The organism is Hyphobacterium sp. CCMP332 (genome assembly GCF_014323565.1).
Lineage (GTDB): Bacteria > Pseudomonadota > Alphaproteobacteria > Caulobacterales > Maricaulaceae > Hyphobacterium.
Genome location: NZ_CP058669.1, coordinates 778,603 through 802,691, shown reverse-complemented (window position 1 = coordinate 802,691; position 24,089 = coordinate 778,603). Strand labels below are relative to the sequence as shown.

General features: G+C 60.4%; 19 protein-coding genes. 8 read left to right on the top strand and 11 right to left on the bottom strand.

The annotated features are described in order from the left end of the window. Window positions 1-205 precede the first annotated feature (205 nt). The 4 genes from sufB to HXX25_RS04095 are packed head-to-tail and all read right to left on the bottom strand — an operon-like array spanning window position 206 to window position 3,350. Window positions 206-1,243 (bottom strand): Fe-S cluster assembly protein SufB, encoded by a 1,038-nt coding sequence (gene sufB, locus HXX25_RS04105; RefSeq protein WP_233346868.1) that lies wholly within the window; start codon window positions 1,241-1,243, stop codon window positions 206-208. Further along, window positions 1,173-1,709 (bottom strand): hypothetical protein, encoded by a 537-nt coding sequence (locus tag HXX25_RS13465; protein ID WP_233346867.1) that lies wholly within the window; start codon window positions 1,707-1,709, stop codon window positions 1,173-1,175. The genes sufB and HXX25_RS13465 overlap by 71 nt, the downstream gene beginning before the upstream one ends. Before the next feature lie 13 nt (window positions 1,710-1,722). Next, entirely contained in the window at window positions 1,723-2,865 is a 1,143-nt protein-coding gene (locus tag HXX25_RS04100) for a cysteine desulfurase family protein (protein ID WP_187167245.1), read from the bottom strand. 20 nt (window positions 2,866-2,885) lie between these two features. Next, a complete protein-coding gene (locus tag HXX25_RS04095) occupies window positions 2,886-3,350 on the bottom strand; it encodes an Rrf2 family transcriptional regulator (RefSeq protein ID WP_187167244.1) in 465 nt (154 codons plus the stop codon). Between the two features lie 212 nt (window positions 3,351-3,562). On the opposite strand from HXX25_RS04095, the gene HXX25_RS04090 reads away from it, so the two are divergent. Next, window positions 3,563-4,240 (top strand): alpha/beta hydrolase, encoded by a 678-nt coding sequence (locus HXX25_RS04090; protein ID WP_187167243.1) that lies wholly within the window; start codon window positions 3,563-3,565, stop codon window positions 4,238-4,240. On the opposite strand, the gene HXX25_RS04085 is transcribed toward HXX25_RS04090, so the two are convergent. Continuing rightward, window positions 4,237-5,343 carry an anhydro-N-acetylmuramic acid kinase gene (locus tag HXX25_RS04085; RefSeq protein ID WP_187167242.1) on the bottom strand — a complete coding sequence of 369 codons (1,107 nt, stop codon included), beginning with the start codon at window positions 5,341-5,343 and terminating at the stop codon, window positions 4,237-4,239. The two genes, HXX25_RS04090 and HXX25_RS04085, sit on opposite strands and share 4 nt — an antisense overlap. Before the next feature lie 68 nt (window positions 5,344-5,411). Between HXX25_RS04085 and tyrS the strand changes: the two genes are divergently transcribed. Then, window positions 5,412-6,662, top strand: coding sequence for a tyrosine--tRNA ligase (gene tyrS / locus HXX25_RS04080; protein ID WP_187167241.1), 1,251 nt, complete (start codon window positions 5,412-5,414; stop codon window positions 6,660-6,662). 1 nt (window position 6,663) lies between these two features. Here the strand turns inward: tyrS and HXX25_RS04075 are convergent, their stop codons facing one another. Next, window positions 6,664-10,197, bottom strand: coding sequence for an AsmA-like C-terminal region-containing protein (locus tag HXX25_RS04075; protein ID WP_187167240.1), 3,534 nt, complete (start codon window positions 10,195-10,197; stop codon window positions 6,664-6,666). A gap of 99 nt (window positions 10,198-10,296) precedes the next feature. Here HXX25_RS04075 and HXX25_RS04070 point away from each other — a divergent pair, with 99 nt between their 5' ends. The 3 genes from HXX25_RS04070 to HXX25_RS04060 all read left to right on the top strand — a co-directional run bounded on the left by HXX25_RS04070 (window position 10,297) and on the right by HXX25_RS04060 (window position 12,693). Further along, window positions 10,297-10,770, top strand: a complete 474-nt coding sequence (locus HXX25_RS04070) for a peroxiredoxin (RefSeq protein WP_187167239.1) — start codon at window positions 10,297-10,299, stop codon at window positions 10,768-10,770. 140 nt (window positions 10,771-10,910) lie between these two features. Next, window positions 10,911-12,125, top strand: a complete 1,215-nt coding sequence (locus tag HXX25_RS04065; RefSeq protein ID WP_233346980.1) for a M23 family metallopeptidase — start codon at window positions 10,911-10,913, stop codon at window positions 12,123-12,125. 61 nt (window positions 12,126-12,186) lie between these two features. Beyond that, a complete protein-coding gene (locus HXX25_RS04060; RefSeq protein WP_233346866.1) occupies window positions 12,187-12,693 on the top strand; it encodes a polymer-forming cytoskeletal protein in 507 nt (168 codons plus the stop codon). A gap of 36 nt (window positions 12,694-12,729) precedes the next feature. On the opposite strand, the gene prfB is transcribed toward HXX25_RS04060, so the two are convergent. The 3 genes from prfB to HXX25_RS04045 all read right to left on the bottom strand — a co-directional run bounded on the left by prfB (window position 12,730) and on the right by HXX25_RS04045 (window position 17,807). Then, window positions 12,730-13,870 (bottom strand): peptide chain release factor 2 gene (gene prfB / locus HXX25_RS04055; RefSeq protein ID WP_187167236.1). Its coding sequence is split into 2 segments (ribosomal slippage): window positions 12,730-13,800 and window positions 13,802-13,870, totalling 1,140 coding nucleotides; the frame shifts between segments, so codons are not numbered across the junction. Between the two features lie 80 nt (window positions 13,871-13,950). Next, window positions 13,951-16,467: a penicillin-binding protein 1A gene (locus tag HXX25_RS04050; RefSeq protein ID WP_370543756.1), complete on the bottom strand. Its 2,517-nt coding sequence runs from the start codon at window positions 16,465-16,467 to the stop codon at window positions 13,951-13,953. A gap of 119 nt (window positions 16,468-16,586) precedes the next feature. Then, window positions 16,587-17,807 carry an N-acetylmuramoyl-L-alanine amidase gene (locus tag HXX25_RS04045; protein ID WP_187167234.1) on the bottom strand — a complete coding sequence of 407 codons (1,221 nt, stop codon included), beginning with the start codon at window positions 17,805-17,807 and terminating at the stop codon, window positions 16,587-16,589. A 427-nt stretch (window positions 17,808-18,234) separates the two neighbouring features. Between HXX25_RS04045 and HXX25_RS04040 the strand changes: the two genes are divergently transcribed. From HXX25_RS04040 to HXX25_RS04030, 3 genes are all read left to right on the top strand, one after another. After that, complete coding sequence (locus tag HXX25_RS04040) at window positions 18,235-20,808, top strand: ribonuclease E/G (RefSeq protein WP_187167233.1); 2,574 nt, start codon at window positions 18,235-18,237, stop codon at window positions 20,806-20,808. Between the two features lie 94 nt (window positions 20,809-20,902). Then, a complete protein-coding gene (locus HXX25_RS04035; RefSeq protein ID WP_187167232.1) occupies window positions 20,903-22,273 on the top strand; it encodes a M48 family metalloprotease in 1,371 nt (456 codons plus the stop codon). A 69-nt stretch (window positions 22,274-22,342) separates the two neighbouring features. Next, the gene (locus tag HXX25_RS04030) at window positions 22,343-23,110 is read left to right on the top strand and encodes a DsbA family protein (protein ID WP_187167231.1); all 768 of its coding nucleotides are present in this window, start codon (window positions 22,343-22,345) and stop codon (window positions 23,108-23,110) included. Here the strand turns inward: HXX25_RS04030 and HXX25_RS04025 are convergent. Together HXX25_RS04025 and thiS are read right to left on the bottom strand one after the other, a co-directional pair. Further along, a complete protein-coding gene (locus HXX25_RS04025) occupies window positions 23,107-23,880 on the bottom strand; it encodes a thiazole synthase (RefSeq protein ID WP_187167230.1) in 774 nt (257 codons plus the stop codon). The two genes, HXX25_RS04030 and HXX25_RS04025, sit on opposite strands and share 4 nt — an antisense overlap. A 2-nt stretch (window positions 23,881-23,882) precedes the next feature. Continuing rightward, the gene (gene thiS / locus HXX25_RS04020) at window positions 23,883-24,083 is read right to left on the bottom strand and encodes a sulfur carrier protein ThiS (RefSeq protein ID WP_187167229.1); all 201 of its coding nucleotides are present in this window, start codon (window positions 24,081-24,083) and stop codon (window positions 23,883-23,885) included. Window positions 24,084-24,089 lie beyond the last annotated feature (6 nt).

The window sequence follows — 24,089 nt, the reverse complement described above, 5'->3', positions numbered from 1 at the left end:
GATGAAGCGCTCCCATCCATAACCGGGGTACCCGGGCCTGACCCGGGTATCCATCGATCATTATTGATGGACCCTCGGGTCGAGCCCGAGGGACGCGGGTAGAGTTTGCTGTACACCCAATCCGTCATCGCCCGATTTATTCGGGGGATCTCGAGATCACCCGGACAAGCCGGGCGATGACGGTGAGTAGAAGCGCGGCAAACCATCATCCCACACTCCCTTCGAGCGAAACCTTGAGCAATTGCTGGGCTTCCACCGCAAACTCCATCGGCAGTTCCTGAAGCACTTCGCGGACAAAACCGTTCACGAGCAGGGCTGTGGCAGTCTCCTCGTCGAGACCGCGCTGGCGGGCATAGAAGAGCTGATCCTCGGCGATCTTCGAGGTGGTCGCTTCATGCTCGAACTGAGCCGTCGAGTTCTTCGCCTCGATGTAGGGCACCGTGTGCGCGCCGCACTGATCACCTATCAGCAGGCTGTCACACTGGGTGAAATTGCGCGCATTCGACGCCTTGCGGTGGGCCGAGACCTGGCCGCGATAGGTGTTGGACGAATGGCCCGCCGAGATGCCCTTGGAGATAATCCGGCTCGAGGTGTTCTTGCCCAGATGGATCATCTTGGTGCCCGAATCGATCTGCTGATAGCCGTTCGACACCGCAATCGAGTAGAACTCTCCGCGCGAGCCGTCGCCACGCAAAATGCACGAAGGGTACTTCCAGGTGATCGCTGAACCGGTCTCGACCTGGGTCCAGGAGATTTTCGAGTTCTTGCCGCGGCAATCGCCCCGCTTGGTGACGAAATTGTAGATCCCGCCCTTGCCGTCCTTGTCGCCCGGATACCAGTTCTGCACCGTCGAGTACTTTATCTCGGCGTCATCCATGGCGATCAGCTCGACCACGGCGGCATGCAGCTGGTTCTCATCGCGCTGCGGCGCTGTGCAGCCCTCGAGATAGGACACATAGGCGCCATCTTCGGCGATGATCAGAGTGCGCTCGAACTGACCGGTGTTCTTCTCGCATTGATGCGGAAATAGGTCGACAGCTCCATCGGGCAGCGAACGCCCTTGGGCACGTAGACAAAGACCCATCGGTAAACACTGCCGCATTGAGCGTGGCGTAGTATTGTCGGTGACCGGAACCACGGTGCCGAGATATTTCTGCACCAGTTCCGGATACTCACGCATCGCTTCGGAGATCGACATGAAGATCACGCCGGCCTTCGACAGCTCTTCCTTGAAGGTGGTCACGACCGAAACACTGATCGAACACCGCATCGACCGCCACGCGCGGCTTCTCGCGCGCTTCGGCCGCGGTTTCAGCTGCACCCGCAACGCCCAGCAAAACTTCCTGCTCTCGCAACGGAATGCCCAGGCGTTCAAAGTCAGCAAGGATTTCCGGCGGCACATCATCGATGGACTCGTATTTCGCACCCGAGGATGGCTCGGCGTAATAATAGATGTCCTGATAATCGATCTTCGGATAATTAACCTTGGCCCAGTCCGGCTCGCGCATTTCCAGCCAGCGCTTGTAGGCCTCCAGCCGCCAGTCGAGCATCCATTGGGGCGCTCGCTTCCTTGGCGGAATATAGCGGATCGTGTCTTCGGACAGGCCTTTCGGCGCACGTTCCTGCTCCACCTCGGTGGTGAAGCCGTACTTGTACTTGTCCGCTTCCAGACGTTTGACGTCTGCGATGGTTTCCTTGACCGCTACCATGATTTTCTTTCGCTCAGGCGATTTCCTTGAGACGCGGTTTGACCCGCGCAAATTCCGCTGACCAGGCCTTCACAAAGGCTTCGACATCCGCTTCGGTCGAATTCCAGCCCAGGCTGACACGAATCGTGCAATTGGCCGTCTTCTCGCACATCATCGACGACCATGTCTTCGACACGCCGGTCTTGCCCGATGAACAGGCCGAGCCGGAACTGACGCAAATGCCGGACAGATCCAGCGCGATGACCTGCATGCCACCTTCCCAGCCCGGCAGGCAGATGGCCGATGTGTTCGGCGTGCGCGGCGCATTCTTGCCAAGGAAACAGATACTTGGGTCCATTTCCTGCAATTGCGATTCAAGCCGGTCACGCCAGATTTCGATCTGCTTCCACTTGTCAGGATCGGCCAGACAGGCCTCCAGCGCCTTGGCGAAGGCATAGGCCCCCGGCACGTTTTCCGTGCCAGAGCGGCGGCCCTTTTCCTGACCACCACCCCGCTTGGGAACACTAAATGGGGCGTCGCAGGCGAGGATTAAAGCCCCCACCCCCTGCGGCCCGCCGACCTTGTGTGCCGAAACCGCCGCATAATGGGCGCCGGAGGCGGCAAAATCGAAGGGGATTTTGCCGAGCGCCTGCACGGCATCAATGTGGAACAGCCCGCCCGCTTCGCGGATCATCTGCCCGGCCTCGGCAAAGGGCTGGATCACGCCGGTCTCGTTATTGGCCGCATGCAGGCAGACCAGAACGGTTTCACCCTCACCCAGTTCGGCCAGACGCGCTTTCAGCCAGTCGAGATCAGCAATGCCGTCCCGCCGGATCGGCCACAGCTCGACCGGACGGTCCGTGGTCTCCGCATAACGGGCCACGGCTTCGTGTTCGCTGACCGTGTGGATGATGCGGGTCACCCCGCCACCGCGCACGGCCCCCTCGATCGCCAGATTGTCGGCTTCGGTGCCGCCGGCGGTGAAGATGATGTCATTCGGCTGGGCGCAGACAGACCGGGCAATCGACAGGCGCGCATGTTCAAGAATCGCGCGCGCACCACGTCCGGACGTATGAACGGCAGACGCATTTCCACCGCGATCCATGGCGTCGAGCAGAGCCTGGCGCGCCTCGGGGCGCACCGGCGTTGTCGCATTATGATCGAGATAGACTGCCATTTTCTGCCTTGTGTCCTCGCTTATTCGGCGGCGATTGCGTCTGCCGCATGTTCATTCGCGCCGCGAGCGGAGCCCATGACCCGTCCGGCTATAACGTCTTCCAACGTAATGGAGCCGAGAAACAGGTAAATATGACGACTCAACTCATCCCACAGATCATGGGTGATACAGCGGCGGCCGTCATCCATACAGCCCTTGGCCTCACCTTCGCAGCGTGTAACGTCGACGCTTTCATCGACCGCCGACATGATATCGAAAATGCGGATTTCCTCGGCCGCCCGGGCCAATGAATATCCGCCGCCGGGACCGCGAACCGATTCGACCAGCTCGGCTTTACGCAGCCGGGCGAACAATTGTTCGAGATAGGATAACGAAATGGATTGACGCGAGGCGATGTCGGCCAGAGTCACCGGCCTCCGCACGGATTTGCGGGCCAGATCTGCCATTGCCATAACCGCATATCGGCCTTTAGTGCTTAACTTCATGTCTTCACTCCCCAAAACCCTCGCATTTACAAGGTGGCTTGTGTTATCACGCGCCATCTTAGCCAGGGCGGCTGGACCATAACGCAGTGGGACGTAGATCTCCGAGTGTTTTAGTCAACTTTTCCTCGCCCGCAAACATGAAGTTTTTTGCTGATTGCAGTTGATAAACCGCGTTGGCAACATGGGAATTGAAAAAGAAAGGCGATATCGCCATGCCTGACGTCATCATCCCCGGCCCGGAAGGGCGCCTTGAAGGCCGCTATTCACCGGGTGAAGAAAGCAATGCGCCCATCGCCCTTATCTGCCATGCGCACCCGCTGGGTGGTGGCAATATGGAAAACCATACCTCGGTGATGATGTATGACATTTTCCGCAAGCGCGGCTTTGCGACTCTGCGGTTCAATTTCCGCGGTGTCGGCCGCAGCCAGGGCAGCTATGATCAGGGTCTGGGCGAGTTGTCAGATGCGGCCACCGTGCTCGACTGGGTGCAGGCCTATAACAGCAATGCCCCTTTCAGCTGGGTCGCCGGCCATTCCTTCGGTGCCTGGGTCGGCATGCAGCTTTTGATGCGCCGCCCGGAAGTGGGTGGTTTCATCTCGGTGGCCCCGCCCACCAATATGTATGATTTCAACTTCCTCGCTCCCTGCCCCGCGTCCGGCATCATCATTCACGGCTCGGACGACAAGATCGTGCCCTATGACGACATGGAACGCATGATGAGCAAGGTCCGGGTCCAGAAGGGCATTGTGATCGAGCGCGAGGAAGTGCCGGGTGCCGGCCACATGTTCGCCAATCATCTTGAAGAACTGGAACAGCGGATCGAGGCCTATCTCGACCGCCGCCTGCCCCTCGTCTTCGAGGAACGCAAGGCGGTTCGTCCGCGCCGCTAGGCCGCTTTCGCCAGACGTCCACCTGTCACCGGCACCGGGACACCGGTTGTCGACGGCAGGCTGAGCGGCAATCCCTTCAGTGACCTCACGGCCAGCCAGGCAAAGGCCTGCGCCTCCATGAGATCGCCATTCCAGTTCACCGCTTCGACCGGCTCGACGGCATGGCCCAGCCGCTCGGCGATGGCAGCCGTCATGACCGGGTTCTTGCGGCCGCCCCCGGTCGCCAGAATGCGTTGCGGCTGTCCCATCCCGGAAATCGCATCGGCCACCGTCTGGGCCGTGAAGGCCGTCAGCGTGGCCGCTCCGTCTTCCGGCGACAGGCCGCGCACCGGATCCAGCGAGAAATCCCAGCGATCCAGCGATTTGGGCGGGGTCAGCGCAAAATAGGGATGCGCCATCAAAGTGGACAGCGCGGATTCGTCGACCGTGCCACGCGCCGCCAGAGCACCGTTACGGTCACAGGTTTCGCCAATCGTTTCTTCGCACCAGGCGTCGAGAAGGCCACTGGCGGGCCCGGTATCAAAGGCAACCGGATCCCCCTCGCCCAGCCAGGACACGTTGGCGACACCGCCCAGATTCAGAACCGCGACCGGACCGTCCAGCTTGTCGCGTTTGAACAAGGCATCATGATAGAGCGTCGCCAGAGGTGCGCCGTGGCCACCGGCCGCGACATCCGCGCTGCGCAGATCATAGACGACATCAATCCCCAATTGCCTGGCCAGCGCTTCGCCATCACCAATCTGACGTGTGGCACCCTTGCGCTCTGTGTTTGGCGCGCGATGCAAAACCGTCTGGCCATGAAAGCCGACCAGATCGATATCACCGGCTGTCAGCCCTGCTGCCGCGATGACACCTTCCACAGCGCGCGCATGCGCCTCGGTCAGGGCTGTTTCCGCGTCGGCGAATTCGGCCGGTTCCGGACCTTCAAACTTCCACTTGAGCGCCGCATCGACGGCGGCTTGCAGGCGCGCGCGTTCAGCCTTTGAATAAGGCTGCTCGGCGCCGGCCACCGGGGTGATCCACAGGCCGCCATCGGTCTCAATCAGCGCCGCATCGACGCCGTCCAGAGACGTGCCACTCATCAATCCGATCACGCGATACATGCTGCCCCCTTCCGGGTTCGGTAAAGCGCCGCTAAAAGACGCGGCCAACCCCTAATCAGGCCGAAGCCATGACCGAATACAAGTCCGATCTTATCAAAACGCTGGTTTCCCGCGGATATCTCAATCAGGCGACTGACATAGAGGGGCTCGATGAGGCGGCCGCAAGCCAGCCGGTCACAGGCTATATCGGCTTTGATATCACGGCTGACTCCCTTCATGTCGGCTCCCTCGTGCAGATCATGATGCTGCGCCGCATGCAACAGGCGGGGCACAAACCGATCATTCTTGTAGGCACCGGTACCACCAAGATCGGCGATCCGTCGGGCAAGGACCAGTCGCGCAAGATGCAGACAGACGCAGACATTGCTGCGAACAAGGTCGGGATTCTGAAGGCCTTCGGCAAACTGCTGACCATCGGCGACGGGCCCACCGATGCGATCGTGGTCGACAATGACGAGTGGCTTTCCAAATTCGGCTATCTGGAATTTCTGCGCGAATACGGCCCCCATTTTACCATCAACCGCATGATGACGTTTGAATCCGTGAAATTGCGGCTGGAGCGCGAACAGCCGCTCACCTTCCTCGAATTCAACTACATGCTCTTGCAGGCGGTCGATTTCCTGGAATTGTCACGCCGCTATAATTGCACGCTGCAGCTCGGCGGCGGCGACCAATGGGGCAATATTATCAATGGTGTCGAGCTTTGCCGGCGGATCGATCAGAAGCCGGTCTTCGGTTTTACCACACCGCTGATCACCACAGCGTCCGGCGCGAAGATGGGCAAGAGCGAATCCGGTGCCGTCTGGCTGAATGATGACCGTCTCAGCCCCTACGAATACTGGCAATTCTGGCGCAATACCGAGGATGCCGATGTCGGCCGCTTCCTGCGGCTCTTCACCGATGTCCCGCTGGGCGAGATCGCAGAGCTGGAAACAGCCGAAGGCGCCGAGCTCAATCAGGTCAAGGTCCGCCTTGCCAACGAAGCCACCGCCATGCTGCATGGTGCAAAGGCGGCGAAAGAGGCAGAGGAAACCGCGAGGGCTACCTTTGCGTCCGGCGGCAGCGGCGGCGCCTTGCCGTCATTCGAAATCGACACTGCAGCGCTTTCAGACGGCGTTCCGGTGCTCTCTCTGCTCACCGGAGCCGGATTTGCTGATTCCAACGGCGAAGCCAAACGTCTGGTCAAGGGCGGCGGTGTCCGGGTGAATGGCGAGGTCGTGGCCGACCCACAAGCCGTCGTGACAACGAAGGACCTGGTGGATGGCGCGATCAAGGTGTCCGCCGGGAAAAAGCGCCACGCGCTGGGAAAGCTCGCCTGACCTAGTTATCCGGCCCGTCGTCCGTGGTTTCGTCCGCAGCATCGCCCTGTGGTTCAAGCGTGATCTCGGGCTCGCCGTCACCGGCATCCGGCTGAATAGCGGGTTCGGATTCCGGCATTGCTTCGGGCAAGGTTTCAACCGGGGCCGCGTTTTCGATGTTATCTTCCTCAGCTTGACGCGCGCGCTCGCGATCAGCTGCGGAGCCTTCAAACAGGCGGCGCAGCAGGCCCGGTGCAAGGACAGAGAGCGGATTGGCGATGACCGTCGGTTGATCGAATGGCCCTTCCGCCGAGAACGTGATGCCGATAACGCCTTCGCCCGGACGCGATACCAGCACCTCCCCCACAAGCGGCAGATTTCCGACGAAGGAATTGAGACCATAGGACGGGGCGAGCACACCATCCAGAGCCAGGCGATCCTCGACCATATTGATGGTGCCGTCCGTGGTGACCCCCAGCGAGGGGCCATTCGCGCGCGCCTCGGAAATGTTGATATTGCCGTCTTCAATCACGATGTCCGCCTGAAGCACATCAAAGGAGATGCCCTCGTCACCACTGAGCAGCGCCGCCAGCCCGGGCAGCGAGCCCGCTGCCAGCACCCGGGCGAGAACCGGCATCCGGATCAGGTTGAAAGCGCCGGACTCGATATGAAATTCGGTGCGCCCCTGTGTTCCCGGCGGCGGCGTGGAGCCCGTCACGCTGAGCGTGCCGCCCGCCACATTGTCATACAGATCCAGCAGCCGCAGAAACTCGCCAAAATCAGCCGTATTCAAAGCAATTTCCCGCCGTCCGCCAATTTCCGAGGCAAGATCGAGGGCAAAATCACCCGCCGGTGTATTGGCCCGGACAGTCAGCAACTCGCCCTCTGCCGCGTCGGACTGCCAGTCCAGACGCACGTCGTTATAGCGCGTCGCATCCGTCACCTGCACCGCGTCAAAAACAACAGACAGACCGAGCGGAGGCGGCGCGCCGCCAGCACCCGAGAAATCCGTCAAGCCCGGCAACAAGTCCGTCGCATTGAAAAACGGGCCGGTCAGGGTGAAGGCCAGCGGACCATCAGGCCCCTGCGGGCGGGTGGCACTGCCCGCCGCATCAACAAATCCGTCCAGAAACAGGCGCGACACATCCGCCGCCAGAAGGCGTCCATCACTGCCGAATTGTGCTGATGCTGCCGCCGACAGACCGTCCGCCTCCATCAGGAATCGTTCGATGTTCACAGTGCCGGTATCGTCAAAGCGCAATTCGGCCTCGGCAAGTGCCGGCTCGCCGTCCGGTTTGATGAACAACCCGCCGGGCCATTCAACCCGAGCTGCGCGCAAATCAGCGGCCATCGTCACGGTGTCAAACGCAAATGCCTCGCCAAGTGTCTGGAGGCGAACATCGATACTTCCATCCAGATAGCGGCGCAGTGGAATGCCCAAACGGTCCAGCGTCACCGGATCCAGACGCGCATCCATCTCCAGCGCGGTAGAGGGTTCGCCGTCAGGCAGACCGAGGCTTTCGACCCAACGAATTCGGGCCTCTGTTCCCGCCAGTTCAGCCGTGCCAGAGATTTCCAGGGCTTGTGGTGTGGCGGTAACAAGCACGTCACCATTGGACAGAACGAGATCGCGGATGCCGGTGTCCATCGAGACATCGGCAAACTCGGCGCGAATATCAAAACCGATATCTTCAACAGGGACATCTTCCAGCATGGGACGCTGGATTTCGAACTGCACGTCGCCCTGGCCGGTAACGGCCTGCGGATCAAGCCCATAGCTCGACACCAGATTCAGCGGCGGCTCGTCAATCAGCGCGAGAACCGCTTGAGCGCCCGCCGTGGCTTCACCGCCGAATGTTGCCAGCGCGCCACGGGGATTAAGATAGGGAATATCGACATAACCATTGCGAACCGGCGTTTCGCCGATGAAGCCGCGGTCCAGGTTCAGAACAAAGGAATTGCCGAACAGCGTCGCCCGGCCGCGGGCCCGCGTCATCGGCGTCATCGTCGAGATATAGCGGAAGGCGGCGTCTTCGAAACCGAAGGTGAGCGTCATTCTCTCATCGGCAAGACGCTTTTCGACGAGCGCTTCTGCGTTCAGATCCAACTCCAGATGGGCATCAAAAACCCTCGCCGAAATGATCGACTCTTCAATCCAGCGGCGGGCGCCATCGGCAAGTTCCACTGGCCAGTAGCGCAAGACCAGATCCGGCGGCACATCTCCCTCCACAGGGCCTGTCAACTGGATATCGGGCAGCCAGCTTCCGTCTTCCACCTGACGCAATCGGGCCAAGCCGATCAGCCGCGCCGTGATGGGTCCGATCTCGGCATCGAGGCGCTCAAAGCTGATCTCGATATTACGGGCATTCATCTGGCCGGAAAGTTCAACGCCGGCCCATTCCGGCGGCGCTTCGAAGACGCCGCCGAGATCCAGCCGCCCGGGGCCAATGCTGAGATCGTAATTCCATCGCCGCGGAAAGGCATCGTCAAACTCGCGCATATCGAAGATACGCCCGGTCATCCGCGTCGTCAGACGGTCTGCATCAATGTTCAGTTCGTTGATCCTGATCGCGCCATCAATCGGCTCGTATTCGATAATGGCCGTCAGCCCGCGAATAGCCTGCGCCGATGGGCCGCGCCCCAACTGCCCCGCGCCAACATTCAAATTCAGGCTGGCGGCGCGGATACCCTCGCTCCGCGACGCGCTGGCGAACATTTCAACGGAAATCGGCGCATTGATGTCCCCCGCCCTGGCAAAGGGACCGAAAAGCGGCGCGATCGCGCGTGGTGACAGATTCTCGGCCCGCGCTTCAAACAGGAATGTGTTGAGATCAGCGCCCGCTTCAAGGCGCATGGCGACGGGGGCAAACCCGGCGGTTGTGGCAAACCGGCCCGACAGTTCGGCCTGAAGCCGTGTGGTGTCGCGATCGAGCCGCAATTCGGCCTGATCGATATACCAGTCCAGTTCATTGACCTCATCGACAACACGGACCGATGCCGAATGAATAGACACACGTGTCAGACGTCCGAGCAGTGCATTGTCATCGGGATTGCGGAGGAGTTCGAGTACGGCATCGACATTACGATCGCTACCGGCGGGGCGCGCATCTTCAGCAACCCGCGCCGGCGATCCCAGGCCAGCACCCACCGCCCCATCTGCTCGGCGGACAATAGAGACCGCCCCACCCTCGATCGTGACGCTGGTCGGGGCAATCTGGCCATTAAGCAAGGCATCAAGTCCGAACCCGGCTTCTATAAGGGGTGCGCGGGTGATCAGGTTTCCGCCCGTCTCCGCGACGGTCACTTCGCGTGCCGCAATGATCAACAATCCTGAATCGGTATCGAAACGCGCTTCCAGAGACGTTAGCGAAACAAGGTCGCCCTCGAATGCCTCAGCCAGACGCGACTGCGCATCCGCCAAAAGGAAATCGAGTTCCATCGGGCCTTGCGACAACCGCCAGATCAAAGCTCCGCCAGCAAACAATGTCACGGCAAACAGAACGGCAATCGCTTCCAGCGCGTAAATCACAAGGAACCGGAAGGAACGCCTGATCATAAGGACACATCTCGTGCAGTCAGCGGGGCTGTCGTCGGCTCCAAATCTTGTAAGACAGTGAGACGGGCATTGCACCCGGCGGAAACAGGAGGACAGTAAATGAGCACGTTAAGCGAAGGCATGAAAGCCCCAGAATTCCATATGCCAACGGATGGTGGCGGTGAAGTCAGATTGTCGGAACTCGCGGGCAAAACGGTTGTCCTTTATTTCTATCCCAAAGACTCCACGCCGGGATGCACAACCGAGGCCATCGACTTCTCTGCGCTGAAAAAAGACTTCGATGCCGCGAATGCCGTTGTCGTCGGTGTGTCACGCGACAGCGTCAAACGGCACGATAATTTCAAGACCAAGAATGAACTGGACGTGATCCTGGGCGCTGATCTGGATGGCAAGGTGACCGAGGACTACGGCGTCTGGGTCGAGAAGAGCCTGTATGGCCGCAAATATATGGGAATCCAGCGCGCAACCTTTCTGATTGATTCGCAAGGTTTAATTCGAAATATCTGGCCAAAGGTCAAAGTAAAGGGCCATGCAGCGGACGTTCTCGCCGCAGCACAATCGCTTTCTGACTGAATTTGCGTGTGTTATTTGGCGCGCTGATTGCATAACGAAATATTGATAAGTAGGACGTGATCGTGTCCTATGCCCGAGCAGGTCGGGGTGGCCAAGCGCAGGTGCGGACCAGTTAAATGATTTCTGGGGTATTTCAGAAGGTGTGGGATTTGGCGGAACAATGGTTTCCGGGACGCCAGATCTACCATCGCAGTGACGGGCAGGTTCGATATTTCGAGCTGACAACATCGATGCAGGTCGGGGCCCTGACCAGCGTCGTGGTCCTGACCGGCTGGCTGTGCTTCACCACGATTTCCGTCGCCTTCCATGGCTACCAGATGTCTCAACAGAGCGCCGCCATGGACCGCGTCCGCATAGAATCTTCCCGCATGGTCAGCGAAGCGATGGCGAATGAAGCCGCGACGCAGGCCATGTTTGAATCCCAGGTCGAGGAATTTCGCTCGACCGCCAATGAATTCCAGTCACGGCATGAAACACTCAGCCAGCTGATCCAGCTGGTCGAGGATATTGACGGAGACGAATACGATCCCTCGCCGGCTCTGGATGGCGGCCGTCTTCTCATGGCGGCAACACCCGCAGATCCGACACCGCGAAGAGCGCGGGAAGAGCTGACCCTGTCAGAGCATAACGCCCCGAACGAGCCGGAAGACCGGGTTGTCTCCTTGATCCAGCAACAGGATGTCGTGCTTGCGGAAGCCGAGGACGCCGCCGAGGCGCGGCTTGAAAACCTTCGCGCTGTTCTTCGACTGACCGGGCTTCGCCTGGATGATGTTCTCGCGGAAAACCGCGACAGTGAAGAAAGCGGCGGTCCCTTCCTGTCGATCGCCAGCTCGGCTTTTGGTGCCGAACTGGATATGGATGACGCGTTTTCTGCGCGAGTTGCCCGTATTGCAACGCGGCTGATCGAAGCCCGCGAAATCGAAACTGCCGTGATGGCCCTGCCGCTGGGCGTGCCGATCCGGGGCGAATATCGTGAAACCAGCGATTACGGCCCCCGGATGGATCCCTTCACGGGCCGGCCGGCCTATCATTCCGGGCAGGATTTTGTTTCTGCGGAATACCGCACTCCCATCTATGCAACGGGGCCGGGCCGCGTCGTTTACGCTGGCTGGCGCTCGGGTTATGGTCGCACTGTAGAAATTGACCATGGCTATGGCTTCATGACGCGTTTTGCTCACCTTTCCTCGATAGAGGTGAGACGTGGCGATACGGTTCGTGCCGGACAGCAGGTGGGCCGCATGGGCTCAACCGGCCGAAGCACGAGCACGCATTTGCATTATGAAGTCTGGAATAATCGCCAAACGCTTGACCCTGAACGCTTCCTGAGAGCCGGACAATATGTTCAACAGAACTAAAGATAATTCGTCAGACGGCGCTGTCAGCGCCCCTCAACCTTCCCCCGTCAAAAGGTCCGCCATGAAATCGAAAGCTCCCTCCATCATCAGCGCCGATATGGTGCTTCAAGGCTCCATCACCTCCGAAGGCGAAGTTCAGCTGGACGGTTCCGTCGAAGGTGATATCCGCGCCGGGTCATTGACCATTGGCGAAGAAGCCTCCGTTGACGGTGAAGTCATTGCCGAGACCGTGATCGTTCGCGGCAAGGTGAAGGGCTCCATTCGCGCACGTCAGGTCCAACTCGCGGCGACCGCGCGCATTGAAGGCGATATCGTCCATTCCGCCCTGTCGATGGAAAGCGGTGCTTTCTTTGACGGCCATTGCCGCCATTCGTCGGATCCGGTCGCTGATGCGGGTAAAGCCCCAGGCGCAAAAGCCCCGGCTTCTGCCGCACCATCCGCCGGTTCCAGCGCATCAGCGCCGCCGCCATCTTCGTCGAGCAGCAGCGCGCCGTCGTCACCGCCGAAGACCAGCGACTCGACCAACAATCCATCACTGGATCTGCCGAAGGCAAAAAGCTCGGCCTGAGCCACAAATTGACTTTCTGATTGAAACCGCCGCTGACTAATCGTCGGCGGCGTTTTCGTCTGCGCTTTCGCCCAGCTGCGCAGCCAGGGCCGCAGCCATGAACTGATCCAGGTCACCATCCAGCACGCCTTGCGTATTGGAGGTTTCGACATTGGTCCGCAAATCCTTGACCATCTGATAGGGTTGCAGGACATAGGAGCGTATCTGCCGTCCCCAGCCGATCTCGGTCTTTGAATCGGCTTCGGCCTGGGCTGCCGCTTCCCGTTTCTGCAATTCCAGTTCGTAGACCCGCGCGCGCAGCATGTTCCAGGCCGTAGCGCGGTTCTTGTGCTGGGAGCGGTCATTCTGACATTGCACCACTATCGGATCGGTTTCTCCGCGTGGCGTGTAGGTCAGGCGCACAGCGCTATCGGTCTTGTTGATGTGCTGGCCGCCTGCCCCGGAAGCGCGATAAGTGTCGGTGCGAACCTCGCTCTCGGGAATGTCGACCTCGATCGTGTCATCCACCAGCGGATAGGCCCAGACGCTGGCAAAGCTCGTATGACGGCGCGCATTGGAGTCGAAGGGCGAAATCCGCACCAGACGATGGACGCCGGCTTCGGTTTTCAGCCAGCCATAGGCATTCTCGCCCTTGATCAGAAGCGTCGTCGACTTGATGCCGGCTTCCTCGCCGGCCTGCTCCTCGATCACCTCGACCTTGTAGCCCGACGCATTGGCCCACCGCATATACATGCGCTGCAACATCTCGGCCCAGTCCGTCGCCTCTGTGCCCCCGGCACCAGGATGGATTTCGATGTAGGCATCATTGCCGTCGGCTTCGCCTGAGAGCAGTGCTTCCAGTTCCGCACGGGCGGCCCGCTCGCGGGCCTTTTCCAGCGCCGAAATGGCTTCCGCCATCAACTCGTCATCACCATCGGCTTCGGCCAGCTCAGCCAGTTCCGCATTGTCCGAGAGTTCGGATTCAAGCTCCTGGATCACCTTCATGGATGATTCCAGCTTGTTGCGCTCGCGCATCAGGGCCTGAGCCTTGACGGGATCATCCCAGAATGAGGGATGTTCCGCGCGGGCGCTTAATTCGTCGAACCGTTTTTCCGCTGTAGGCCAGTCAAAGACGCCTCCTCAGCAGTCCTACGGACCGCTCGATTTCGTCTGACAGTTTTTGCACATCGGCGCGCATGGATCATTTCCCCGTTTCAGTCTTCCGGATAGCCGTAGCGCCCCGCTCTATCAAGCGGGCAACTGCGTCATTTCAGAAAGTCAGTAAATTCCGCCCAGATCCTCGTCGGTGGACTCGTCGTCTGCGTCTCCAGGCACGGTGCTACCGGTAAAGGTCAGCCCGGTTTCCTGGTTATTCCCGCTGCGGCTGGGTTCGGTTCCCGGCTGGAACGCCTCCAGAATGGTCCCCGGGCGGCCGAGCACGGACGGCTCTCCGGTGCGCGCATCAATCGGCACCAGGCTGACGCCCTCGGGCACGCGGAAGGGCGCGACAGGATAGTTCTGCAGGGCCACTTCGAGGAAATCACGCACGATGGGTGTCGCCACCCGACCCCCGGCCTCGCCCGCGCCCATTTGCTGGGGCGAATCAAAGCCGACATAAGCGCCAACGACAATGTCCGGGCCAAAGCCGACAAACCAGGCGTCGCGGAAATCATTTGTCGTACCGGTTTTACCCGCCAGCGGGCGCCCGAGCGATCTCAAGGCCGTGCCCGTGCCGCGCTGAACGGCGCCTTCAAGTATGTGGACCACCTGATAAGCCGTTACCGGGCTGATGACTTCCTCGCCCAGTTCGGGCACTTCCGGTTCGTCCATACGCGGTTGCCACTCATCGACGTCGTATTCGTCGCTTGCGCGTGGGTCATGCACATAGATGGTATTCCCGTCGCGGTCCTGCACGCGGTCGATAATGGTGGGCTCGATTCGCGCCCCGCCATTCACCAGTGCGCCATAGGCGGTCACCAGACGCCAGAGCGTGGTCTCCCCGGCCCCGAGCGACATGGCCAGAACCGGTTCAAGATCATCATAGATGCCAAAACGCTCGCCATATTCGGCAATGGGTTCCATGCCCATTTCCTGCGCCAGGCGCACAGTCATGACATTCCGCGACAATTCCAGTCCGAGGCGGAGCGTCGACATGCCGTAGAAACGTTCGGAATAGTTCTGCGGCCGATAGAAGCGCAGATCCGGTCCGCCTGAGGCCACAAAGGGCGCATCCAGGATCATCGAGACCGGCGTATAGCCATTGTCCAGCGCCGCCGCATAAACAAAGGGCTTGAAGGACGAGCCCGGCTGACGCCGCGCCTGTGTCGTTCGGTTGAACTGGCTTTGCCGGAAAGAATATCCGCCCGCCATGGCCAGCACGCGGCCTGTGTGCGGATCCAACGCAAGCAGACCCCCATTGACCGCCGGCACCTGCCGCAGGCCAAAGCCCGCCGCATTGCCATCTTCATCGAGAAGGGCTTCGGTCAGGATAACATCGCCCACCGACAGCACATCTGACGGCCGGTTGATCGTGGGGCCCATCAGGCCATCCTCGAGGGATTGCCGCGCCCATTCCAGCTCCGACAGGGCGATTATGCCTTCGGCCGGTTCCGGGGCGGCATCCTCTTCCGTCTCCTGATTTTCAACGTCGATGAAATTGTTGCCGTCATCCTCCGGCTGGATCAGATATCCGATACGCACACTGTCGTCCGACACTTCCAGCACGACTGCGGGCATCCAGCCTTCATTGATATCGGGCGGGGTTCCCTCGAAAGCGTCCAGACGCTCGGCCCAGCCCTCACCGGCCTCGATCTGACCGAGCGCGCCGCGATAACCATGACGGCGGTCATAGTCTTCCAGACCGCTGCGGAGCGCGTTGCGCGCGGCCAGCTGCAATCTTGTATCCAGTGTGGTGCGGATCGACAGACCGCCATTGTAAAGCTGATCGTCGCCATAGGTATCGAACATTTGGCGACGGGCTTCCTCGACGAAATATTCGGCCGCGACATATTCTTCACCGCTGAAGCGCTCGATGACCTGCATCGGTTCGCGGGCGGCCTCCTCGGCCTCTTCCTGCGTGATGAAGCCTTCTGCCGCCATGCGCGACAGCACCCAGTTGCGCCGGTCCAGAGTACGTTCCGGATGACGGATCGGGTGGAAGCGCGACGGGCCGTTGACGACCGCGGCCAGGAAAGCCGTCTCGGCCAGGGTGAGCTCATCCAGCGACTTGCCGAAATAATTCATGGCCGCCGCCGCAACGCCGTAGGAGCGGCGGCCGAAATAGATCTCGTTCAGATACAGTTCGAGAATTTCGTCCTTCTCGAAGGCACGCTCAATCCGGCGCGCGAGAATCATTTCCCGGACCTTGCGTTCCAGACGCTGGTCGGACGACAAAAGGAAGTTCTTGGCCACCTGCTGGGTGATCGTCGATGCACCCTCCAACCGGTCATCGCGCAATACATTGCCGATATTGTTGATCGTGGCGCGGACAATGCCGAGGAAGTCCAGCCCGCCATGCTCATAGAAATGGGCATCTTCAGCAGCCAGGAAGGCGTTGGACAGGGTTGGTGGAATGCGATCAATCGGCACAAATATCCGGCGTTCGCGCGCGAATTCGGCAATCAGCCGACCATCACCGGCATGCACGCGGCTGGTGACCGGCGGCTCGTATTCTGCGAGCTGCGTGTAATCAGGCAAATCCTGGGAGACACGCGCCACATAAACAACGATGACCACCAGACCTATCAGTCCGGCGGCCACTGCCGCTCCACCGCCCCAGATGATCGCGCGGAACATATTTCGCCAGGTAAAGAGTTTCATGCCGCTCCCGTCAGACCGGTTGTATTGCTTCGTCTGTTGTCAACATTATGGCGAAGCCTGCAATGGAACGAAAGCCGTTTATCGTCTCAGGCGTATCAGGGAATGGGCGTCAGCTGTGCAGCCCGTACCGGATTGCGTCCCGGCTCCTCATTCCGCTCGAAGTAGGCATCAATGGCACTCAGCACGGCGGCCATCTGGCGCGCGCGCGCGCGCTCCGAACGCATATTGGCAAGATCGGCAGCATTGGTCATGAAACCCATTTCCAGAAGCACTGCCGGCACACGCGGGTCAAGCAGAACAAAGAGATTGGCCTGACGATGCGGGTTCTGAAGCAGAGGCCCGGCCTCTGCGAGGTGCTGGAGCATGACTTCGGCAAACGCGGCAGACTGATTGCGCTTTTCGCGCAGCTCCAGCTCGACAAGGATATTATTCACTTCAACAAGATTTGTGTGGTTCGCACCCTGCCGTGCAATCCGTCGCGCCCGGCTCTCGGCACGGTCGTTGAGCGTGTAGACTGCGGCCCCCCGCGTCTGAGCGCTCGGTGAGGAATCGGCATGAATGGACAGGAACAGGTCAGCGCGCTGTTCGGCCATAACACCGACCCGCTCTTCCCACGACGGATAGGTGTCATTGTTCCGGGTCATGTAGACAACATAACGACCGGTCGCTTCGAGCTGACGCTGCAGTTCGCGCGCCGCCGCAAGAGTCACATCGGCCTCCTCGGCTCCAGCCGCCCCGAGCGCACCCGGGTCATGGCCTCCGTGGCCGGCATCCAGCACGATAACGCGGCGCTCGCGCGGTGGCGGAACGTAAACGGCCTCGACACGTTCGGCGATCAGCTGGCTGAGATTTGAGGCTTCGGGAAATCCGGCCTCTGCCTCAGCCTGAACCGATTCGACCCGTCGCAGATCAACCACCAGACGATGATGGGGATTGTCGGCATTCGCGGGAATGCCGAATTGCCCGGTGATCACAGACGGGCCATCAAGCTCAAATACAATGCGAGACGCATTGGCGGACCGGTCGAAGAAGCGGAAGTCTTCAACGAGACCATATCCCAGTCCCTCACCGGTCTCGAGCCCCGAAACCGACCAGGCAGCGCGGGGCAGATCAACGACCAGGCGCATGGATGGATCAGAGACCGTGAAGGCGCGGAATTCCATTTCCGAGGACAGCTCTACTACGATACGGGTCTCGCCATCATCGCCGCCAAAGCGGACCTGACGGATTTCAGACGCATCTCGCGCGTCTGCCGCCGCGCCGACAGCCAAGCCCCACATCAGGAGCGAAATCAGGAATGAGGACGTTCTGCCCATGACACCACCATCGCAAACGCCGTGATTCGGTGCACGGCTTTTTTCCAGTGTTACCCCGTTTGCATTGACGTTTCGTTGACGACAGCCGTAATTCCGGCTTGCTGATCAAATGCTTTCCATTGCGGACGCTTTCGGGCATGTTGTGAAAAGTTCCGGAAGGTGAAGCGCTTGCGCCGCCTGACTGAGGTCCCGGTCCGGAACGCGCCGAGGCGGATGTCCGCCAAAACGCACTTCATCCCGCAGGCCAAATCTGTTGCGGCCTGCGCCCGAACCGTCCGTGAGGCGGCTCATCAGGAGCCCCTCACACCAGGAAAGTTTAACATGCGCGTCGCGCCGATTTTCCAGCCCCTACAATCTGATACAGACGGGTCTGTCTGCTGCGCCGCGCCGCCGCGTCCACTTGGGATGCGTGCAGGAGCAAATTTGCATGTCAAAGAAAATGCTGATCGATGCGAGTCACTCGGAAGAGACTCGCGTCGCCATCGTCGAAGGGTCCCGCGTCGAGGAGTTTGATTTCGAATCCGCGGCCAAGAAACCCATCCGCGGAAACATCTATCTGGCAAAAGTCACGCGCGTAGAGCCTTCTCTGCAAGCGGCCTTTGTAGAATATGGCGGAAATCGCCACGGCTTCCTCGCCTTCAACGAAATCCATCCGGATTATTATCAGATCCCTCATGAGGATCGCCTCGCCTTGCAGGCAGAGGAAGAAAAAGCTGTCGAAGAAGCGATGGCTGAGGCTGATGAGGCCGACGAGACGGAAGGCGAAGACGGCGCGGAAGACGACGCCGATGTCGAAGTCGAGGCCGTTGCCCGCAAACGCCGGAATTTCTTCCGGAAATACAAGATTCAGGAAGTTATCAAGCGCCGCCAGGTGCTGCTGGTCCAGGTCGCCAAGGAAGAGCGCGGCAATAAGGGCGCAGCGCTGACCACCTATCTGTCGCTCGCCGGCCGTTATTGCGTGCTGATGCCGAACACACCTCGCGGTGGCGGGATTTCCCGCAAGATCGCCAATGGCAGTGATCGCAAGCGCCTGAAGGAAATTACCAACGAGCTGGACCTACCGACCGGTATGGGCCTGATCGTCCGCACCGCCGGCGCCAGCCGCACCAAGGCGGAAATCCGCCGTGACCACGATTATCTGCGCCGCGTCTGGGACGACATCCGCGCCAAGACGCTGGAATCGGTGGCCCCTGCCCTTGTTTACGAGGAAGGTGACCTCGTTCGCCGCGCCATCCGCGACATGTATGACCGTGATGTCGAGATCGTGCTGGTCGAGGGCGAGGAAGGCTATAAGGATGCCAAGGGCTTCATGAAGCTCCTGATGCCGTCGCATGCTTCCAAGGTCCAGCAGTATAAAGAACCGATGCCGCTCTTTGTCCGGCATCATGTCGAGGACCAGCTGGAGTCGGCGTATAATGCCGAGACGCAGCTGAAATCGGGTGGCTATCTGGTGATCCACCAGACCGAAGCCCTGGTGGCGATCGATGTGAACTCCGGGCGTTCCACCAAGGAACGCAATATCGAAGACACCGCCCTGAAGACCAATCTGGAAGCGGCCGATGAGGCCGCGCGCCAGATGCGCCTGCGCGATCTGGCAGGTCTGGTTGTTATCGACTTCATCGATATGGAAGAAAACCGGAATATCCGGGCTGTCGAAAAGCGCATGAAAGATGCGATGAAGAAGGACCGGGCCCGGCTCCAGATGGGCCGGATTTCCCAGTTTGGCCTGATGGAAATTTCCCGTCAGCGCCGCCGGACCTCCATTCTGGAAGGCTCGACCAAGACCTGCCCGCATTGTGGCGGCAAAGGCTATCAGCGGACGCCGTCCTCCAGCGCACTGGTCGCGCTCCGCGCCCTTGAAGAAGAAGGGGCCCGCAAACGCGCCGCCAAGGTGCGTATCACCTTGCCGACCGATGTGGCGCTCTATCTGCTGAACGAAAAGCGCGATCATGTTCTGGCGCTCGAACAGCGCTATGATTTCCGCGTTCTCATCGGCGCTGATCCGGACCTCATTCCGCCCGACTGCAATGTCGAGGTCATTGAGGCACGCGATCGCTCTGATGAACCCGAAGTTGAAGCGGCTCCGATTACCCAGCATACGCCGGTCCCTGTTTCCGAGCCGGAAGACACGCCGGTCGAAGACAGCGGCAATGAGGGCGATGGCCGCCGTCGCCGCGGTCGCCGCCGGCGCCGGACAGAAGATGATGGAGCTGCCTCGACGGAAAATCAGGCGGCTGCTGAAGCGGATGGCGAAGACAGCGATGATGATGGCGAGGCCAGGCCCGCCGCACGTCCCGAGCTTGACGAGAACGGTCAGCCGCGCAAGCGCCGTCGCCGTGGCCGCCGGGGTGGACGGGGCCGGCGTCGCGGTCGTGGCAATGAACAGGGCGATGCCAACACCAACCAGGAAGGCCAACCCGACTCCAACGAGGCCACGGATATCGCCGAGGCACCCGCGGGCATGGCGGTGATCGATCCGGCCGCCGAAGCGGTGGCCCTGCCAACGGAACCCGCGGAAGCCGACAAGCCAAAGCGCCGGACACGCCGCAAAAAGACGGACGCGCCGGCCGATGCCGCTGCGGAAGCCCCTGAGGCGGATGCCGGTCCAAAAGCCGATGCCAAGCCGAAGCGCACGCGCAAGCCGCGCAAGAAGCCGGACGCCGTTGCCGAGGGCAAAGCGACCGCAACCGATTCGGCGGCAGACGAGACTCCGGCTGACGCCGGAGACGAGAAGCCCAAGCCCAAGCGTGCGCCCCGGAAAACCGCAGCCGCAAAAGCCAAGGCGGAAACCCCGGCGGACGAGTCAGCGCCCGAGGACAAGCCAAAGCCGCGCCGTGCGGCCAAAAAGCCCGCCGCCAAGGCCGAACCGAAAGCCGAGGCCAAGGCTGATGAAATGGCCGATTCTCCCGCCGAGTCGGCACCTGCCGAAAAGGACGCAAAGGACAATGCACCCAAGCGTTCAGGCTGGTGGCAGAAGGGTGCCAAGCTCTTTGGCGGCTGACATTTCGCACATCAGGGGCAACGGATAGGACTTGGTCCATCCGTTGCATGTGCTAGAGTTCGGGTTCAGCGGGGGCTGTTCGAAGGATAATTGTATGCGTGCCCTGATCGCTTTTTTCGCCGGAATTGTCTCAGTCTTCGGGTTTTCAGGCTCGGCCACGGCCCAGAGCCTGATCCGCGATACCGAAATCGAAATAATGCTGCGCGATTATACCGACCCGTTTCTGGTCGCAGCCGGCCTCGAACCCAGCGATGTGGGCCTCTACATTATCGCCGACCCGGCCATCAATGCCTTCGTCACGGGCGGACAGAATATCTTCATGCATACCGGCACCATTCTGGAAGCGACCGACCCGCTCCAGATCAAGGGCGTTCTGGCGCATGAAACCGGACACATTGCCGGGGCGCACCTTGCGCGCACCGGCGAAGCCATGAACCAGGCCGCCATTCCGATGTTTGCGACGCTCGGCCTGGGTGTTCTGGCGGCCTTTGCCGGTGAAGGCGGTGCAGCCGGTGCCTTGATGGCGTCCAGCCAGCAATTCGGGGCCCTGCAATTCTTTACCTACACAAGGACACAGGAATCGGCGGCTGATCAGGCTGCTATACGTTTTCTGGAAGAAACCGGTAACTCCGCCGAAGGCCTGATGGAATTCTTCGAGCGCTTTCGCTATCAGGAAGCCTTCAGCCCGGCCCGCCGCTATCCCTATTTCCGGACCCACCCGCTCTCCTCGGCCCGCGTGGCCGCGCTGAGAGAGGCCGTGGCGCGATCTCCCTATGCCGATCAGCCCGAAAGCCCGGAAGAGATTGCGCGCCTTGAGCGGCTGCAAGCGAAAATCTACGGCTTCATGGCTGAACCGGGTCATGTCTTCTACCGTTATCCGGAATCGGATCAGAGCCTGCCGGCGCGCTATGCCCGTTCCGTCGCCTATTACCATGATGCCCGCATGGCCGAGGCCCGCGAGGAAATCGAATCGCTGATTGCCGAAGAGCCGGACAATCCGTTTTTCTATGAACTCTATGGCCAGATGCTGTTTGAAAGCGGGCACGCCGCTGAATCCATCCAGTACCACCAGCAATCGGTCGATCTGATGCCGCAAGCGCCGCTTTTGCGGATCAATCTGGCCATGTCGATGATTGCAACAGACGATGATGCCTATCTGGAAGATGCGGGCCAGCATTTACGTGTCGCGCTCGATATCGAGCCGGACAATTCCTTTGCCTGGTACCAATTGTCGATTGTGCATGAACGCAACGGCGATACCGCCCGGGCGCAGCTGGCCATCGCGGAACAATCCTATGCCCTCGGCAATAGCGGGCGGGCCCTGCAATTTGCCGTGCGCGCCGCACCGCAACTGGAACGCGGTACGCCGGACTGGTATCGCGCCAACGAGCTCATCGGCGTCGCTCAGGCCAGTGCGCCCGCCCCCGGAGAACGCCGCGAACGGCGCCTGGGCTTGAACCGGTAACAGCATCGTCATTGGCACGGCCGAGCAGGAACGCTAGATACGGTTCTGGACCAATTTCGGGGAAGTTTGATGAAAGCGTTTTTTGCCGCCTTGACCGGCCTGTTTGCGATGCTTGTTTTTGCGGCACCGGCCACAGCCCAGTCTGACAGTGAATTCACCGAGGCCGAACGCGCCGAAATCGAGAGCATGATCGGCGACTATATTCTCGAAAACCCCGAAATCATCGAAGAAGCCCTGATCGAGCTGCAACGTCGTGCCCGTCAGCGCGAAAGCGAAGCAACGTCTTCGGCCATCCGCGCCAATGCCGACCTCATCTACAGCGATGCGCGCGACCCTTCGATTGGCCCGGACGATGCGCCGATCGTGATCGTGGAATTCATGGACTACAAGTGCGGCTATTGCCGGATTGCATCGGAATGGGTGGCAGAAGCCCGTCAGGCCTATGGCGACCAGATCCGCTTTGTGTTCAAGGAATACCCGATCCTTGGCGAGGAATCCCGCGTTGCAGCCCGCGCCGCTCTCGCCGCCCTGCGTCAGGGCGAGGATGTCTACTGGCGCTTCCATACCGCCATGGTGCAATCCAGCGGCCCCTTGCCTCAGGGCCGGATCGAGAATTTTGCCCGCCTCGCCGGTGTCAATGTCCCGCAGATGCTGGAAGACATGGATGACCCGGCGATCCAGCAACATATCGAACAGGTCTATGCCCTCGGACGGGCCATCGGGGCCGAAGGCACGCCCTTCTTCATCATCAATGGCCGCGCCGTTCCGGGCGCCAACCGCGATATGCTGGATGAGTTGCTGGCGGCGGAGCTGAGCCGCGTTCGCCAGGGCGGCTAGATCAACCCGCTGAGCGGACTGGACGGATCAGCATAGCGTTTTTTCGGCATACGGCCGGCCAGATAGGCTTCGCGGCCCGCAATCACGGCATGCTTCATCGCTGACGCCATGCGGATGGGGTCTTTGGCTTCGGCGATGGCCGTATTCATCAGCACACCGTCACAGCCCAGTTCCATTGCCACAGCCGCGTCCGAGGCCGTGCCGACTCCGGCATCGACGATGACCGGCACTTTTGCTTCTTCGATGATCAGGCGGATATTGACCGGGTTCTGGATACCCAGCCCGGAGCCGATCGGCGCGCCAAGCGGCATGATCGCACAACAGCCCGCCTCTTCGAGTTTCTTTGCGTAGACCGGATCGTCCGAACAATAGACCATGACCTGAAAGCCGTCCCTGATCAGCAATTTCGCGGCCCGGAGCGTTTCTTCCATGTCGGGATAGAGGTGTTTCGGGTCTGACAGGACTTCCAGCTTCACCAGATCCCATCCCCCGGCCTCCCGCGCCAGACGCAGCGTGCGGACAGCGTCTTCACCGGTAAAACAGCCGGCGGTATTGGGAAGGAAAATGTATTTTTCCGGATCGATGAAGTCGACCAGCATGGGCTGGTCCCGATCGGTGAGATTTACGCGCCGCACGGCGACGGTGATCATCTCGGCGCCCGACGCTTCCAGCGCCCGCGCATTCTGCTCATAGGTCTCGTATTTTCCGGTGCCGATGATGAGGCGCGATTTCAGCGTCCGGCCGGCGACAACAAGGGGGGTATCTTCCATGATTATCCTCCGCCCACGAACTGGACGATTTCGATCCGGTCGCCATCGGCGAGCACGGTTTCCGGGTGCAGGGATTTGGGCACGACTTCCAGATTGCGTTCAATGGCCACCTTTTTAGGGTGCAATCCAAGCACTTCAACCAGGCCGGAAATGGTCAGCCCGTCTGCAAAGTCCTGAATCTCGCCATTGATGGTCAGTTTCACGCCAAC

Coding starts and splice junctions, on each gene's coding strand:
- HXX25_RS13465 (WP_233346867.1), bottom strand. CDS start 1,709: ATGGTAGCGGTCAAGGAAACCATCGCAGACGTCAAACGTCTGGAAGCG.
- HXX25_RS04100 (WP_187167245.1), bottom strand. CDS start 2,865: ATGGCAGTCTATCTCGATCATAATGCGACAACGCCGGTGCGCCCCGAG.
- HXX25_RS04095 (WP_187167244.1), bottom strand. CDS start 3,350: ATGAAGTTAAGCACTAAAGGCCGATATGCGGTTATGGCAATGGCAGAT.
- HXX25_RS04090 (WP_187167243.1), top strand. CDS start 3,563: ATGCCTGACGTCATCATCCCCGGCCCGGAAGGGCGCCTTGAAGGCCGC.
- HXX25_RS04085 (WP_187167242.1), bottom strand. CDS start 5,343: ATGTATCGCGTGATCGGATTGATGAGTGGCACGTCTCTGGACGGCGTC.
- tyrS (WP_187167241.1), top strand. CDS start 5,412: ATGACCGAATACAAGTCCGATCTTATCAAAACGCTGGTTTCCCGCGGA.
- HXX25_RS04075 (WP_187167240.1), bottom strand. CDS start 10,197: ATGATCAGGCGTTCCTTCCGGTTCCTTGTGATTTACGCGCTGGAAGCG.
- HXX25_RS04070 (WP_187167239.1), top strand. CDS start 10,297: ATGAGCACGTTAAGCGAAGGCATGAAAGCCCCAGAATTCCATATGCCA.
- HXX25_RS04060 (WP_233346866.1), top strand. CDS start 12,187: ATGAAATCGAAAGCTCCCTCCATCATCAGCGCCGATATGGTGCTTCAA.
- HXX25_RS04050 (WP_370543756.1), bottom strand. CDS start 16,467: ATGTTCCGCGCGATCATCTGGGGCGGTGGAGCGGCAGTGGCCGCCGGA.
- HXX25_RS04045 (WP_187167234.1), bottom strand. CDS start 17,807: ATGGGCAGAACGTCCTCATTCCTGATTTCGCTCCTGATGTGGGGCTTG.
- HXX25_RS04040 (WP_187167233.1), top strand. CDS start 18,235: ATGTCAAAGAAAATGCTGATCGATGCGAGTCACTCGGAAGAGACTCGC.
- HXX25_RS04035 (WP_187167232.1), top strand. CDS start 20,903: ATGCGTGCCCTGATCGCTTTTTTCGCCGGAATTGTCTCAGTCTTCGGG.
- HXX25_RS04030 (WP_187167231.1), top strand. CDS start 22,343: ATGAAAGCGTTTTTTGCCGCCTTGACCGGCCTGTTTGCGATGCTTGTT.
- HXX25_RS04025 (WP_187167230.1), bottom strand. CDS start 23,880: ATGGAAGATACCCCCCTTGTTGTCGCCGGCCGGACGCTGAAATCGCGC.